Annotated in this window: 10 protein-coding genes and 1 pseudogene; 5 read left to right on the top strand and 6 right to left on the bottom strand. The window is 61.5% G+C overall.

What is annotated here, in order from left to right; translation table 11 throughout:
- The first annotated feature begins 138 nt into the window (after positions 1-138).
- Positions 139-498 (top strand): hypothetical protein, encoded by a 360-nt coding sequence (locus GGR39_RS15645; RefSeq protein WP_183618376.1) that lies wholly within the window; start codon positions 139-141, stop codon positions 496-498.
- 492 nt (positions 499-990) lie between these two features.
- On the opposite strand, the gene GGR39_RS15640 is transcribed toward GGR39_RS15645, so the two are convergent.
- Positions 991-1,725: an SDR family NAD(P)-dependent oxidoreductase gene (locus GGR39_RS15640; protein ID WP_183618374.1), complete on the bottom strand. Its 735-nt coding sequence runs from the start codon at positions 1,723-1,725 to the stop codon at positions 991-993.
- 443 nt (positions 1,726-2,168) lie between these two features.
- On the opposite strand from GGR39_RS15640, the gene GGR39_RS15635 reads away from it, so the two are divergent.
- On the top strand, positions 2,169-2,726 hold the full coding sequence (locus tag GGR39_RS15635) for an ATP-binding protein (RefSeq protein ID WP_183618372.1): 558 nt from the start codon (positions 2,169-2,171) through the stop codon (positions 2,724-2,726).
- Positions 2,727-2,995: 269 nt separating this feature from the next.
- Here the strand turns inward: GGR39_RS15635 and GGR39_RS15630 are convergent, their stop codons facing one another.
- The 5 genes from GGR39_RS15630 to GGR39_RS15610 form a co-directional block, all read right to left on the bottom strand.
- The gene (locus GGR39_RS15630; protein ID WP_183618370.1) at positions 2,996-4,150 is read right to left on the bottom strand and encodes a CaiB/BaiF CoA transferase family protein; all 1,155 of its coding nucleotides are present in this window, start codon (positions 4,148-4,150) and stop codon (positions 2,996-2,998) included.
- 20 nt (positions 4,151-4,170) lie between these two features.
- Positions 4,171-5,472, bottom strand: coding sequence for an MFS transporter (locus tag GGR39_RS15625; protein WP_183618368.1), 1,302 nt, complete (start codon positions 5,470-5,472; stop codon positions 4,171-4,173).
- 2 nt (positions 5,473-5,474) lie between these two features.
- Complete coding sequence (locus tag GGR39_RS15620; RefSeq protein ID WP_183618366.1) at positions 5,475-7,898, bottom strand: TonB-dependent receptor; 2,424 nt, start codon at positions 7,896-7,898, stop codon at positions 5,475-5,477.
- 90 nt (positions 7,899-7,988) lie between these two features.
- A complete protein-coding gene (locus tag GGR39_RS15615) occupies positions 7,989-8,993 on the bottom strand; it encodes a FecR family protein (RefSeq protein ID WP_246388809.1) in 1,005 nt (334 codons plus the stop codon).
- Entirely contained in the window at positions 8,929-9,504 is a 576-nt protein-coding gene (locus GGR39_RS15610; protein ID WP_183618362.1) for an RNA polymerase sigma factor, read from the bottom strand. Before GGR39_RS15610 ends, GGR39_RS15615 begins: the two co-directional genes overlap by 65 nt.
- Positions 9,505-9,854: 350 nt before the next feature.
- On the opposite strand from GGR39_RS15610, the pseudogene GGR39_RS15605 reads away from it, so the two are divergent.
- The 3 genes and pseudogenes from GGR39_RS15605 to GGR39_RS15595 all read left to right on the top strand — a co-directional run bounded on the left by GGR39_RS15605 (position 9,855) and on the right by GGR39_RS15595 (position 14,032).
- Positions 9,855-10,988 (top strand): annotated as a pseudogene (locus tag GGR39_RS15605) (IS3 family transposase).
- A 114-nt stretch (positions 10,989-11,102) separates the two neighbouring features.
- Positions 11,103-12,512 carry a DUF4139 domain-containing protein gene (locus tag GGR39_RS15600; protein WP_183618360.1) on the top strand — a complete coding sequence of 470 codons (1,410 nt, stop codon included), beginning with the start codon at positions 11,103-11,105 and terminating at the stop codon, positions 12,510-12,512.
- Entirely contained in the window at positions 12,512-14,032 is a 1,521-nt protein-coding gene (locus GGR39_RS15595; RefSeq protein WP_183618358.1) for a DUF4139 domain-containing protein, read from the top strand. Before GGR39_RS15600 ends, GGR39_RS15595 begins: the two co-directional genes overlap by 1 nt.
- Positions 14,033-14,777 lie beyond the last annotated feature (745 nt).

Genomic DNA, 14,777 nt, shown 5'->3' with positions numbered 1-14,777 from the left:
AATGCGCGACGGCTCGCTCACGCCGTTATCGCAGTTCCAGGTGAATGGCGGCAAGTATCTAGCCCGAGATAGCTTCGGAACACCGATCCCGCTGGATCCCAGCAAAGCCCTGCCGCGTGTAGGAGGAGAGTGACAGTCGTGTCTTTGCACCCCTCCCTTAACGCATACGAGATTGCCGCGCGTCTGGCGCTCGAAGACGGCAGTCAATTGGTGGTCTTTGTCTCGTTTCCAAGCGCAGGTGTGACCTACGACGAAATCCTCGGGCGTGAGGTTTTTTTGTTCGATCAAGCCGGCATCGCTGCGTGGCAGATTGATCCGGAGCGAGGTACGACCGAGGGAAGGACGCACGAGTTCGACCCGACCATACCAACGACCGAGCCGTTCGTGAACGTATGGCAGGCGAATGGATTGGCGTATGCGAGCAGGATGAATGGTGACACCTTTCGCATCGACATGGAAACCGGAGTTGGCACTTTCAGCGGTTGGGCAAGAACATAGATATAGGCCTCCTGGGGTGGAAGCTATGACATTGCATGCAAGCTCGTGGAGTGCATGGTGCTGCGCGCGGCGGCCGGAAATGACTTCTATCCGAAGACGATCGCTGAGCCACATCAATGATGCTCGCACTCGGACCCTATGAGCTGTGTGTCACCTCTGCCGATCATGCCGGCAAGGTCGGGACGAAGCTGCGCTTACGCCTCCAAATCGGGATAGCCCCGCTTGTGAATGTCAGCTCTCGTGAGAAGCCGACCTTTGGCGATGGGCGCGCGAACGGCAGGAAAGTCCCACGATCCGGCGTTCCGCTTCCGGCAGCAGGCGACCAACATCCGCCGTTCGCCCATCGAGCTGCAAATGACAGCTTCCGCCTCAAACCCGGTCATTGGCGCGACTGAAGAGCATCCCTGTTAGCTGCCGTTCCCAGTAACCAACAAACACCTGCTTTCCGTGCGGAAATCCCCCTGTTTTACGGTGCTGCGAGATGGGCGACTTTCATGCTAGACAGTTAAGAGACGTTGCTCCGTCAACGAACCAGTCCGCACCACTGACGAAGCTGGCGACCGGACTCGATATAAACGCGACGACCTTCCCGATCTCTTCCCCGGTGCCCAAGCGGCCGAACGGGTTATTTTTTACCGCTGCCTGATAGATTTCTGAATGACTTTTTCTCCAGTTAGACCAAGTGCCCCCCTCGATCTCAATATAGCCAGGGGAAACCAAGTTGACCCGAGTACCTTGTGAGGCAAGCTCCCGGCTGAGCGATTTCATGTAATGAACCATTCCAGCTTTAGCGAGGCCGTAAGCCTTGTTTGTGGGCATGGCAAATTGAGTTCCCAGAGAGCCGATATACGTAATTGCTCCATGAGATGATTGGCGTAAGTAAGGTATTATTTTCTCAGTCCACAGAATTGTCGTCTCAATATCGGTAGAGAGAGTTTCTTCAATATCAGCGCTAATTGCACTAACAGTCGGTATAAATATGTCGACAGACCCTAATTCAGCAAGCCAGTTGTCGATTGCATTGCCATCAAGCACATTTAACGCTCGCCCAATCACGGTTACAGGATATTTTAATAAAGATTCCCTTCTACGCGCGACGCTTTCTTCTGAGCGCGAACAAAATGCGACGTTGCAGCCTTCCTCGGCTAGAGCTTCGACAATTGCACCACCGATACCTCCGGCGCCACCAGTTACCAATGCGGTCTGTCCGCTCGGTTTGAGGTCCATTTGTTCGATCCTTCGACTGTGCCTCTTATCTGCTTACTTAAACCACCGCACCTTCCTTCGCCGCACATAATCATGTGTCCGACGAAGATACGCATGAATGAACATCAGTGCCTGACGCAGACCACATGATTGTCGTGCGTTGATTAGAATCCCTTCCCGAAAACTTCGCTCGGTTTCGACCGTAGGCGACAAACCCTGTCGCTCTGGCAAAGCCTACGAGAATGCCTGTTGTAGGGTTGTCGATAGGCCTTCACCAGCGCCACTGAACGGCAGCAATCCGTACTGCCTCGCCCGAAAGCGGTCGGGCCGGAATCCACCAAGTCGTGACATTCAGCGGTCGACTATGCGGAAACCCTGGTCGTAATCACGACCGTGCGACAGACAGGTAATTTGCGACACCTAAGCGGGCCTGCCGGCGCTTACCGTATATCTGGGTCCGTTCAATGTACCGACCCCAACATCGGGACAAAATCTACATTGCCAAAGCGAACGAGGTTTCCCCTGCCGATGTCGTCATCCCAGCTGACAGGAAGCTGAGCCAAGCTTTCAAGCCGAGAGCCCGCCTTCTTCAGCTGCTCGGCGATCAGCTTATCGGATCATCCAAACTGGCTGTCTTCGAGCTTGTGAAGATCGCCTATGATGCCGATGCAAGCAAGGTTGAGGTCAAATTGGGCGACCTTGGCACGGCCTCTCCATGGATAAGGGTCGAAGACAACGGGCAAGGCATGTCGTTGGAAACCATACGCGATGTATGGCTGGTACCAGGTGACGACCATCGCGAGAAGGACAGGCATCAGGATCGCCGGTCGCCGAAGTACGCCCGCCTACCACTGGGGGAGAAACCCTCCACGCTCTCGCCAACGGCCACCCGGCCAACCGCTTGGCCGAGCTCATGCCGTGGATCGCCGGGGCGTAAGAATACCGCTTACCATCAGGCCAGGGTCAAGGTCAGTGCTGCAGCCGCGCAGCGCAGGTCCGAGGGAGGGCTGCTGGATGGGTAACGCCACTCTCCTCGTGCCAATGTTGATCCCGACTTCAATTAATTGCCCATAGTTTCTTATCTTAGTCGTTAAGGCAACAGCTTGTATTGCCGGGTCAGAGGGGATCGACCGGGGCCAGCCAGGCCATGACTCCAAGTTAAATCCACGGCGAACAACGTGTTGCACGGTTGGCCTGCGGATATCAGCGATCGGCTGGTGTCCGTCCCAATGGATCGTGGCATGCCTGAACTGCTATCGATCGACGACAATGATCTTGCGGGGGCGTGGCATTACCTCAGCAACTCTCGATTGCCCTCGCCTAGCATGGGAGAGGGGCGCTCGTCCTGGATATGGCTTTTCGAAAACCGTATTGGGTTTCTTACGCTGCGGATCGTACCGCGCGGGTGCTCGATGGTGCGCAGGACGTCCCGGTGGATCACGTGGGGATCGGAAAAGGTCTGGTCCAGCGTGTAGATGGGAGAACACACGAGGCCCTTGCGCGTCAGTTGTTCATAGAGCGAGCGCACCTCGCGCCCGGCCAATGCGTCTTCGATCTCGGGCAGGAACTCGGCGCGGTTCTTCCACCGCTCCAGCCGCCTGGCATACCGGGGGTCGTCCGCCAGATCCTCGCGCCCGATCACTTCGCAAAGCCGCTTGAAGTTGCGGTCGTCCCCTGCCTGGATATTGATCCAGCCATCCGCCGCCCTAAACACCTGCGCCGGCGTAGAACCCACAGTGGCGGTGCCACTGGCACGCGGGACGTCGCCGGTGAGGAGGTAGTCCTGCGCCCTATGCGACATGGCCGCGATCGCCACGTCCAGCAGGGCCAAGTCGATCGATTGCCCACCCGCCCCTCCCATTTCCCGCGCCCGGAGCGCCGCCAGGACGGCGATCGCTCCATAGAGCCCGGTGATCAGGTCGACGATGGTGACGCCGATCTTGGTGGGCGGCGCGCCCGGCTCCCCCGTCACCGACATCAGCCCGCCCATCGCCTGGAACACGCTGTCCAGCCCGGGCCGATCGCTGTACGGGCCGCTCTGGCCGAAGCCGGAGATGGACAGATAGATGATCTGTGGGGCGACGGCGCGGATGGCCTCTTCGTGCAGCCCGAAGCGCCGCAAGTGACCAGCCTTGAAGTTTTCTAGCAGGGCATCGGCCCCTCGCGCCAAGGCCTTGACCTGTTCCTGGCCTTCTGCAGTCGCAAGGTCGATTTCCACCGAGCGTTTGCCCCGGTTGCAGCAGGCGAAATACGAGGAGGTCAAACCCTCGGCGGGATAGGGCTCGCCGACGAACGGGGGGCCGTACTGTCGGATCTGATCGCCCTGTCCGGGCTGCTCTACCTTGATCACCTCCGCGCCCAGATCGGCTAGCATCTGCCCGCACCAAGGCGCCGCAACGAAGCGTCCAAGTTCAACCACGCGAATGCCTGCGAGTGGTCCTGCCATATAATCTTCCCCATGCATGATCAGTGTGCCTCGCGAAGAGCCGCACGCACGCGCGGCATCGCGAAGGCTAGAAAGGCGATCGCCAGCAGCATCGCTACGCTCGTGACGATCCCCAGCGACGTGCCAAGCTTGCTCTTGTCCGCAAAGACCCGGTCCGTCATCGCGCCGACCACGACAGGTCCCGCCATCGCGAACAGGTTGCACACCAGAAGGTAGAGCCCGGAGACACGGCCACGCAGCACCACCGGCGAGAACAGCTGCACGAACGCCGATCCGTAACCCACGCTGGAGTAAGGGCCGATGAAGTAGAACGCGATAAGCGCCACCGCGATCATCGGCGTGGGCGCAATCGTTGCGCCCACCAGGAACGGCAGGGCAAGGGCGGCCGTCACCACTGCGTAACGGAAATGGGCATCGCTCCGGCCATGGCGGAAGAGCCAGTCGACTGAGATTCCGGCGATCAGCTTGCCCAGCGATGCCACCACAAGCGTGGTCATCGCCAAGGTGGCGCCGGCCTGGCTCGCAGTCCATCCGTAGGTCCGGATCAGGTGGGTCGGGAACCAGCCCACGATCGCGCCGCTCACCACTTGGAGCAATCCGAAGCCGACCAGCAGCGCGACGATGATTGCCCGGTTCTTGCGGATGAAGCGCCACAAGCCGTGCACATCTGGATGATCGGAGCCTAGCGCGGCGTGTCTTTCCTCCCGTGCGACGGTGAGTATGAGGAATGCCAGCAGGAAGCCGGGCGCACCACTTAGTACGAAAGCGGCACGCCAAGGCGGCAGCTGGCCCAGCACGGGGAAAGCGATCCGGTCACCGACTTGCAATAGCCACGCGCCCAGGCCCATGGCGACGCTTAGCCCGCCGACCGCCCCAAGGGTGAGGATCGACAGGGGCAGGGCAAGGCGGTTGCGCTCGAACCGTCCGGCGATCAGGACGTAGGATGTAGGCAGCAGCGCCGCTTCTCCGATGCCTACAATGATGCGAGCGGCGAAAAGCTCATGGAAATCGCGCGCCAAACCGCTGGTGCAGGCGGCGCTTGCCCAGACCAGCACGCAGCAGAAGATGAGCAACCGGCGCGACATGCGATCGGCGAGCCAAGCGAGCGGGAACGTGGCCAAGGCATAGCACAAGCCGAATGCCGGCCCGATCAGGAGTCCGATCTCGAAGTCGCCCACTCGGAACTCGGCCTGGATCGGCTCGACCAGCAGATTGATGATTTGCCGGTCGACCGATGACAGGAGATAGAGCACGACACAGACGAAGACGGTGTACCAGCCCCGCCAGTTGAAGCCGGCCCGGGCAGTGCCTGCGTTGCGCAAGCTCAGAACTCCTGCGCGACGGACACGCCATAGCTACGTGGCCGCTGGTAGGAGGCATAGTCGCCGAGGGTAGAGGTGACCACGTTCGACTGCACCGCCTTGTTGGTAAGGTTGGTGCCGTAGATCCCGATCCGCAGCTGGCCAGGTGTGGTCCACGATATCTCACCGTTGGCGATGGCATAGTGCGGCTGCTTCAGGCGGTTCAGGTAGTCCCAGAAGAACTTGTCCGAGTAGAACACGCTGGCCGTCAGCCCCAAGGTTCCCGGCCCGAGATCACGCTGATACGTGCCGCTGACGTTCAGGGTGAACTTGGGTGCGCGGATGGAATCCTTGCCGGCGGCGTCAATCGCGATCTGGTTGTTGCCGCCGTTGGGAAGCGGGACCGTCACCACCGCATTGTCGAACTTGCGGAACTTGGCGTCCAGGTAGGAGGCCGCCGCGCGCAACGACAAGTCCCGCGTGGCCTGCGCGGTCACTTCCAACTCGCCGCCCTTCATCCGGGCGACACCGGCGTTCTGCAGGATCGAGACGCCGTTGGGATCGCGCTGCGAAAGCTGGATGTCCTTGTAGTCGTAGAAGAAGACTGAGAGATTGGTTCGCAGCCAGCTGAGCGGATCAGCCTTTATGCCGCCTTCGTAGGCGGTGATCTTTTCCGGCTCCACGGGCAGCGGCGATCGCCCGCCCGTGTTGAAGACCCCGCTTTTGAAGCCGCGGCTGTAGCTCGCGTAGATGTTGGCGCGGGGTGCGATGTCGTATTTCACGATTGCGCGAGGCGTGAACTGCTTGAAGCTCGTTCGCGGATCAATCGACACGGTATTGACGGTGTTGGTGTTGGTCGCCGTGAAGCGCCGATGCTCGTAGCTGTAGCGTCCGCCGACCGTCAGCGAGAGAGCATCGGTCACGGCGTAAGTGCCCTCCGCGAAGGCGGCCAGGCTCTTGGTGATGTTGCGGGCATCCTGGATGTTGATTGGCCTGGTGCCGCGCACGGTCTGGATCGGGTAGTAATAGGCCTTGTTGAGGAAGCCGTAGCCGCCCGCGATCCAGGTGAACGGTCCCCCTCCATTCGAGGAGAGCCGGATCTCCTGCGACAGAGTGCGCGAGCGCTGGTGCGTGTCGGTGAACTGCACCGGCGCATTCGAGGCGTCGCTGTCCGTCAGCGAGCGAAGCCTGTCTGCCTGATAGGCCGTGGCCAGATCCAGATCCACCCCGCCCAGCTCGACATGGTTCAGCCAAGCCGCCGAGAACTGCCGGATACGCCCGATTGGGTTCAGGGAGAGCGAAGACTGCCAGGGCTTGGCGGGCAGGTTCGTCGCGCCCTGCGAACGGCCGATAGTCTGGTTGTCGACCGGCTGGACGGCCAGCGCTGACTGATCGTTGCCGTTCATGTAACTGAGGGAGAGGACGCTGCGGGACGTGTCGGTCGGCTCGAACAGCAGCTTGCCGCGCGTGGCGAAGCTGCGGCGCCGCCCGGTACGGCCGCCATCGTTGAGGTCGCGAACGTATCCGTGGTCGCGATAGTAGTAGGCCCCGACGTCGAAAGCGATTTTTTGTGAAATCGGGCCAGTGACATACCCTTGGATCGATCGCTCCCCGAACCGTCCGGCTCGCACCTGTGCGTTGCCGGAAAAGTCGAACTTGGGGTTTGCGGTGATCACGTTGATCAGACCGCCCGTGGCGTTGCGTCCGAACAGCGTGCCTTGCGGGCCGCGAAGGACTTCCACCCGATCGACCTGCAGCAGATCGAATACGCCGGTGTAGCTGGTAGGCTGGTATATGCCATCGATGTAGATGGCGACATTGGACTCATCGCCCGCCGTGGACGCACGCGATCCGACGCCACGGATCGAAGGTTGCAGGATCGTCGTATTGCGCGCCAGGACAAGGCCGGGGACGACTTGCGGCAACTGGATCGTCTGGGTCACGCCTTGCGCCACGAGAGACTCGCCCGACAAGGCCGTGACCGCGATCGGAACGTCCTGCAACCGCCGCTCGCGCCGGTCGGCGGTGACGACGATGTCATCCACGACGCCGGCGCCCGTCACGGCCGAGGGCGCTGGCGCCGGCGGCGCCTGGGGTGAGGGAGTGGGCTGCGTCATGCGCGCGGGGGGCTGGCGGCGAGCCGGCTGCGCCTTTCCAATCAGGATCGTTCGCCCCTCCTGCGACAAAAGGCGCAACCCGCTGCCTGCTATCAGCCGTTGGGCCGCAACCTGCGGTGACATCGTCCCATGCACTTCGTTGGTGCGGACGCCGCGCAGCGTGTTTGCCGGGGCGAGGATTTGTACACCCGCCTGTTCAGCGAACTTGGGAATAGTTGCTTGCGCTTCGCCTGCATCAATATTGAACTGTTCGGCCAGTGCCGGGCTACTGATAGCGCTAGTGGATAGCAAGAGCGCAAGCCGCCACGCAGCATTGTTAGTCGGTCCCATCACATCTCCCATCGTATTTCGGACTTATCTTGCCCGTATTCTATCGATGATCGTCGCAGCCGTTTCCGCCACCGGACGCAGATTTTATTTTCAGGGGTGGCTCGCCAATTCGATTCGGTCGCCCACTTGCCGCATCGTTGCGCCGTAGAGTTGCACGGCGGCGCGTGCGAAACCATGCGGATCGTTTACCGAAAAGCGTCCGATCACGGGCTCTTCGCCTAGGCTCCCAGGCTCTACATGGATCCGCACGCGATTATAGCGGTTCATCATCGCCGCTGCTTGGGCGACCGTCTCCCCCGAAAAGACGATACTGCCAGTGCGCCACGCCAGCCTGCTCTCGATATCGCTTGGCGAAATCTTGCGGATTTGCGGCGGTTCATCTGTTTGCAAAAAAATCGAGTGTCCGCCTTGTATCGTGGTGCTCGATCGCGCAGCGCCCATGCGCAGATTCACATGGCCTTGCGCGACCAGCAACTGCCCCGTGCGTCCGGCGACCTCGACCGAAAAGGCCGCGCCGCCGCCTTGCACACTCGCCCACCCCAGGTTCACCGTCATCGCCCCGATCGCATGGACTAGATCGAAGAAGGCCTCGCCGGCGGTTACGCTCACTACCGGCAGGTTCCGGTCATCGCTGATCTCGATCGTGCTTGCAGTGTTCATCAGCACCGATGCGCCTTCGGTCAGGGCAATCCGCCGCATCTCCCCGACATTCGTCTGGATGCGCCGGCTGGACTGTCGCTGGAACGGGATTGAGCGGCCGGCAAGCAGGATCGCCCCAAGCCCGGCAGCCGCCAGCAGTCCGCGACGGCCGGTGGCCGGATAACGGACAGGGCGATCGGCTTGTAGACCTGCCTCACCGGTGCTTTCGACGGCTTCAGAAGCGAGTGCGTACCAGATCGCCTGTGCGCGAATATATGCGCCCTCGTGGCGGGGGGATTGCGAAAGCCAGGCCGCGAGGGCGGCATGATCATCCGCCGTCGCACCGGCGGATTCGATCCGCACCAACCATTCCGACGCCTGCGCGTCGAGATTAGCGGCGGGTATGGCGTTTGACGGTATGCTTGCGCCGTTCACTGGGGAGATATCCGTGCACATCGGCCATTTTAGCGAGACCTTCGACGATGCACCGTAGCGCCAAGGCCGTCTGCTTCTCTACGATATTCTCGGTCACGCCGAGCCGTTCCGCCGCCTCGCGTTGCGAAAGCCCATCCACGCGGCGCAGCCACATGATCGTGCGGCAGCGTTCGGGAAGTGCGTTCATCAGTTCCATGACGATGGAAAGCTCCTCCTTTCGCTCGATCTGTTCGTCCACCGGTACGGCATCGTCTAGGATGAACAAGGATTCGATTTCCGCCATCGCTTCGAACCTGACGATCCGCTCACGGCGCAAACGCTCGGTCAGGAGATTTTTCACCGTCGAAAAGAAATAGGCCCGACCGTGACGTATTCGCCCGAGATCGCCTCCCCGCGCGATCCGGAAATATGCCTCCTGAATCAAGTCATCCTCGTCCATAGATGCGAGGGACGATCGTCGAATCCAGCGGCGGACATCCGGTTCGTACGGGAGGATGTTGCGCCCGAACCACTTGAGGTCGTTCCTCGTCATTTCCCCCTCGGAAGGGCGCTTGCAAGGCATGACGGGGAGATATTCTCTTGCCGGGCAGGCGGTCCAAGTCTGACTGTGCACTGCCAAGCGGCACGGCGCGCACGTCCAATCGATTCATGCGAGAAGATTCGCAAAGCCCCCCCCTTTATTACACCCCATCATTGTAGATAGAGGTACGGCGTATCCGCCTTATCAAGTTGGTTAGGGTAGAGGCACTATCCGTTTCGCACAATAGAGAACGCCGCCTCGTCCGCTATCCCTGGAAGGCAAGTGCGGGGCCGATACGGCAGAACTTGTTATGGGCAGGTCTGCGAACACGGCCATGAAAGATTTGAGCAGCCCCTACATTTCTGGACACCTTTGCTCCTAATTTTGAGGACAGGAGGCGACGATGGGGGAAGCCCAGTTTCAGCGATGAGTTCAAGCGTGATGCGGTGGCCCAGATCACCGAGCGTGGGTATCCAGTACCTGAGGTCTGGCAGCAGCTCGGGGTCAGCCAGCATTCGCTATATACCTGGAAGCGGCAGCTGGCGAAGGTGGTATCTGGCGATGCCGGCAAGGATGCCGAGATCCGCCAGCTGAAGCGCGAGCTGGCCCGGGTCACCGAGGAGCGCGACATGTTAAAAAAAGCCACCGCGTATTTCGCCAGGGATGCAAAGTGAGATACGCGTTTGTTGCCGAGCATCGTGACCAGTTCCGGGTTCGCTCGATGTGCCGGTGCCTGCGTATCCAACCCAGCGGTTTCTATGCGTGACACAAGAGTCCGCTGAGCCAACGAGCTCGGGAAGATGCTCGCCAGACTGAGTTGATCCGGCGGGCCTGGAACGACAGCGGCAAGGTCTATGGCTACCGCAAGTTGCACGACGATTGCTGGATCAAGGCGAGACCAGTTGCCCGAACCGCGTTGCGCGGTTGACCAGGCTGGCAGGCATCCGGGCACAGATCGGCTACAAGCGCCGTCCAGGCAGCTATGGTGGCAAGCCGTCTCTGGCGATTGACAACACTCTGGGTCGCCAGTTTGACACGGCTGCGCCAGACCAGGCTTGGGTGACAGATATCATCTATATCCGCACCTTGGAGGGCTTCGCCTATCTGGCTGTCGTGATCGACCTCTATTCGCGCCGCGTGGTAGGATGGTCCATGTATGGCGGCGCAAACCGAAGCAGCGGGTGCTGATCCACTCGGATCAAGGCTCGCAGTTCACCAGCATGGACTGGGCCGCGTTCATCCGAGCTCATAATCTTGAGCACTCGATGAGCCGACGCGGTGACTGCCATGACAACGCCGTCGCTGAGAGCTTCTTCTCGTCGCTCAAGCGCGAGCGTATCCGGCGTCGGACATACAAAACGCGCGAGGAAGCCCGGCAGGACGTGTTCGATTACATCGAGATGTTCTACAACCCGGTGCGCAAGCATGTCAGAAAGGGGATGTTGTCGCCCATCAAGTTCGAGCGGCAGCAGATTTTGAAAGCGGAAGGCGTCTAGAAAACTAGGGGCTACTCATTCACAGCATGTATTAGTGACTAAGCGACTGGTCGTTGCATCCTCTACGCTTCGCCTTCATGCTGAGATGGTAGATGGGCTGGGGGAGTGTTACCGATGCGTGCGATAGTGACGGGAGTGATGGTCCTGTTAGCGCCCGGCTTTGCCGCTCAGGCACAGGATCTGCCGGGCGGAGGCAACGCGCAAGGCGATGTCTCGGTCACTATCTACAACAACGACGTGGCCCTGGTGCAGGATGTGCGTACCCTCGCGCTTGGCAGCGGCCGCGTGAGCCAGAGCTTTCCCGACGTTAGCTCGCGCATCAGGCCCGAGACGGTCTCGCTTGCAGTTGCCGATGCCAAGATTGTCGAGCAAAACTTCGACTTCGACTTGCTCACACCCTCCAGCATGATGGAGAAGGCAGTCGGTCAGAGCGTCACGCTGCTGCGCACCAACCCCGCGACCGGCGCCGAGACGCGTGAGAGCGCCAAGGTCCTGGCGGTGAACGGCGGCGTCGTGCTCGACGTGAACGGTCACATCGAGGTGCTCCGCGACGACGGCCTACCAGTGCGCGTGGTGTTCGACCGCGTGCCCGAGACTTTGCGCGCGCGGCCCACGCTCTCGGTCACGCTCGCCAGCACCCGCGCCGGATCGCGACCCGCAGCGCTGTCGTATCTCACGAACGGGCTGGGCTGGAGTGCGGATTATGTCGCCCTGTTCGACGAGAAGAGTGGCAAGATTGACGTGCAAGGCTGGATCACCTTGCGCAACACGAGCGGCACCACCTTCACCCAAGCCAAGACGCTGTTGGTTGCAGGCGACGTCGGCAGCGTGGACCACGACGATGACGGCGGCGGCTACCGCCCGCAGCCCCGCCGTGCCACCCGCTACCGCGGCGGCACCGAAAGCGCAGCGCGCGAGCAATTGGGCGACTTTTACCTCTACCCATTGGCCGAGCGGACCACGATCGCCGACAAACAGACCAAGCAGGTAAGCTTCCTAGACGCCAAGGGCGCGAGCGCGAACTCCGGGTACCGCTTCGAAAACGCCTGGATGAACAACGCCACCGAGCTGCGTAGCGCACAAAGCGTGCTGCGCTTCGCCAACTCGGGCGCAGGCGGTCTAGGCGATGCGTTGCCGGCGGGCACGGTGCGCGTCTACATGCGCGACGCGCGCGGGCAGCCACAGTTCACCGGCGAAAACCGCATCGACCATACCCCGCAAGGCTCGCAGATCGCGCTGCCCACCGGCGATGCTTTTGATGTGAAGGTGCAGTCGACCGTGGTTGCACGCACGTCGCTCCCCGGCGACCGCTGGCGCACGCAGATGCGCTATAGACTGACCAACGCCCGCTCGAAGCCCGTCACCGTGGAACTGGTGCAGAGCGGCCTCGACTGGGCAGATACGAGGGTGACTGAGGAAAGCCGCAAGAGCGAACGCGCGAACGCGAGCTCGGCAGTGTGGCAAGTTCCGATCCTGGCCAACGCGGAGGCGGTGGTCACCGCGACGTTCGACACGCACTACTGATGCGTGCGTGGTTCGCCCCATGTGTCCTGCTGGCGGCGCTGACCGGTGTGCCTACGCTCGGGCAAGAGCGGCAGTTCACCACCTCGCCTGCACCCGACCGGATCGCGCTGACGGTTTACCGCGCGCCGTTCGATAACGGGCAACAGATCGTGATGTCCTATGTCCAGGGGTTCGCGATGATCACAGAGACGCGCACGGTGCGCCTGCCGCGTGGCCGTGCCGAGTTGCGGTTCGAAGGTGTCGCCGAGGGCATCGTCCCGGTCAGCGCGGTGATCACCGGCTTGCCTGGCGGTACGGTCGAGAAGAACCGGGATGCGCGCCTGCTCTCCCCCGCAGCGCTGGTCGACGGCACTTTGGGCCGGCAAGTCACCCTGACCCGCACCGACAAGGTGACCGGCCGCCAGGTAAGCGAAGACGCCACGGTGGTCGCGGGGCCGGTCGGCGGCGTCGTTCTGCGCACCCAGGCCGGGGTGGTGGCGCTGCGCTGTTCCGGCGTGCCCGAAAAGCTGAGCTATACGGGGGTGCCTGCCGGACTTTCGAGCAAGCCCGTTCTAAGCGTGATCACCGACAGCCCGTCGGCCGCGAGCGTCAAGGTGCAACTCACCTACCTTGCCTCTGGCTTCGATTGGCGCGCGAGCTATGTCGCCAGACAAGCGCAGAATGGCTCGCTGGATTTGTTCGCCTGGCTGACACTGGCCAACACCAACGCGCAAGGATTTGTCGACGCCGAGGTCAGCGCTGTCGCCGGACGGCTGAACCGGGTCTACACGCCCGCCATGGAAACGGCGATCGGAGCGCTGCGGCTGGTCTGCTATCCTTCAGGCAGCACCACCTCGGATCTGCGGATGCCCCGCGATGAGGGCGACATCATCGTCACGGCGCGGCGAACGGTTGAGTTTGCGCCACCCATGGCTGCCCCCGCACCACCTCCACCTCCACCTCCACCTCCACCCCCGCCACCCGAGGATCTGGGCGACCTAAAGCTCTATCGCGTCCCCCAGCGGGTGACGGTCAACGCCGCGGGACAGAAGCAAGTCGCGCTGCTTGCGCGCAGCGGTGTGCGTTTTGAGAAGCGCTATCGGCTGAAAATCTACCCCGGACAGTGGCTTGAGGCCGCGCCTACATCTGCCGTGCTGGTCCTGACCAACACGCCCGCCACCGGACTCGGCCTCGCGCTCCCCGCCGGCAGCACAGCTCTCTATGTTACGCGTCGCGACGGCTCGCTGCAACTGCTCGGCCTGGGCGCCACGAAGGACCGAGCGACAGGCGAGGTGTTCCGCCTTGCCGCCGGTCGCAGCTCGCAAGTGCTGGTCAGCAACGACCGCATCAATTCAAGCGAAGCCCGGCTGCGGGTGACCAATGCCAACTTGATCCCCGTCACCGTGGACGTCCCCATCGCTAGCTCCGGACTTGTTATCAAGGCTGATGGCGTGTCGCTGCCGCTGGTCGACGGCCTGCCCACCTGGACGCAGACCGTGCCATCAGGCGGAACCGCCGAACTGCGCTACTCGGTCAAATAGGTGAGCGTAGCTGGTAAGGGCAGGCGCCCTTATATCAGCTGAACGAATGACTGAAGCTGAGCAGCCAGCTGGGCGTTCTGGATGACCGCTGTTGGGTCTTCAAGGATCAAGCAGCTACCTGAACGAACGGCAGGTTCACGCGATTTCGTTCCTGGATCCGGACAATTTCGAACGTCCGACAACCCGGCCGTTCACGCCTCCGATTTCGCACTTGATGAACCAACGTCCGCTTCCGCCAAGCTGCGCTCGCAAGGAGGCGTTCCGGATCGTCCAACGGCCCGGACCTTGGAGAGACGGCCTAGGATGATCCACGAATGGCCGGTGTTGGCGTAACCGGACGTTCCCAGTCGCGGCACCGAACGACCGGAAAGTCCCAATGGCGGTCGAAGCGGGTGCAAAAGCGCACGGCACTTTAATGGGTAGAAGCGGTGTTGGATGTCGAAGGCAAAGGCAAAGGTGGTGAGGCTTTTCGAGCGCCTTAGGAAAGACGCCGTCGATCCCCGCGCTCGTGCCTAGATCGCATCGAACGTCATGTTGTTCGTCTTGTGGCTCGGGTTTGTCGTCGACCCCGCGATGCAACCGACCTTTGTAAAATAGCTAGTCATCTGGGCATGTAACCGGAGTCATCACAGAGGTATCCAAAGGCACCAGCCGGTGGCTGACGGGATTGCGCAAGTTCTGAGACCTTAGGGCCAGCCCCAAACGACATCCGGTCGATGCGGGCGGAGGCCCGCATGACCGCGAC

Source organism: Novosphingobium fluoreni (assembly GCF_014196615.1).
GTDB lineage: Bacteria > Pseudomonadota > Alphaproteobacteria > Sphingomonadales > Sphingomonadaceae > Novosphingobium > Novosphingobium fluoreni.
The sequence above is the reverse complement of the archived record's forward strand: the minus strand, read 5'-3'. Positions and strand labels throughout refer to the sequence as shown.

Excerpts from the sequence above, each read along its gene's own strand:
- GGR39_RS15610 (WP_183618362.1), bottom strand. The coding sequence starts at position 9,504 with ATGACGAGGAACGACCTCAAGTGGTTCGGGCGCAACATCCTCCCGTAC.
- GGR39_RS15615 (WP_246388809.1), bottom strand. The coding sequence starts at position 8,993 with ATGTGCACGGATATCTCCCCAGTGAACGGCGCAAGCATACCGTCAAAC.
- GGR39_RS15595 (WP_183618358.1), top strand. The coding sequence starts at position 12,512 with ATGCGTGCGTGGTTCGCCCCATGTGTCCTGCTGGCGGCGCTGACCGGT.
- GGR39_RS15620 (WP_183618366.1), bottom strand. The coding sequence starts at position 7,898 with ATGGGACCGACTAACAATGCTGCGTGGCGGCTTGCGCTCTTGCTATCC.
- GGR39_RS15635 (WP_183618372.1), top strand. The coding sequence starts at position 2,169 with ATGTACCGACCCCAACATCGGGACAAAATCTACATTGCCAAAGCGAAC.
- GGR39_RS15630 (WP_183618370.1), bottom strand. The coding sequence starts at position 4,150 with ATGGCAGGACCACTCGCAGGCATTCGCGTGGTTGAACTTGGACGCTTC.
- GGR39_RS15600 (WP_183618360.1), top strand. The coding sequence starts at position 11,103 with ATGCGTGCGATAGTGACGGGAGTGATGGTCCTGTTAGCGCCCGGCTTT.
- GGR39_RS15640 (WP_183618374.1), bottom strand. The coding sequence starts at position 1,725 with ATGGACCTCAAACCGAGCGGACAGACCGCATTGGTAACTGGTGGCGCC.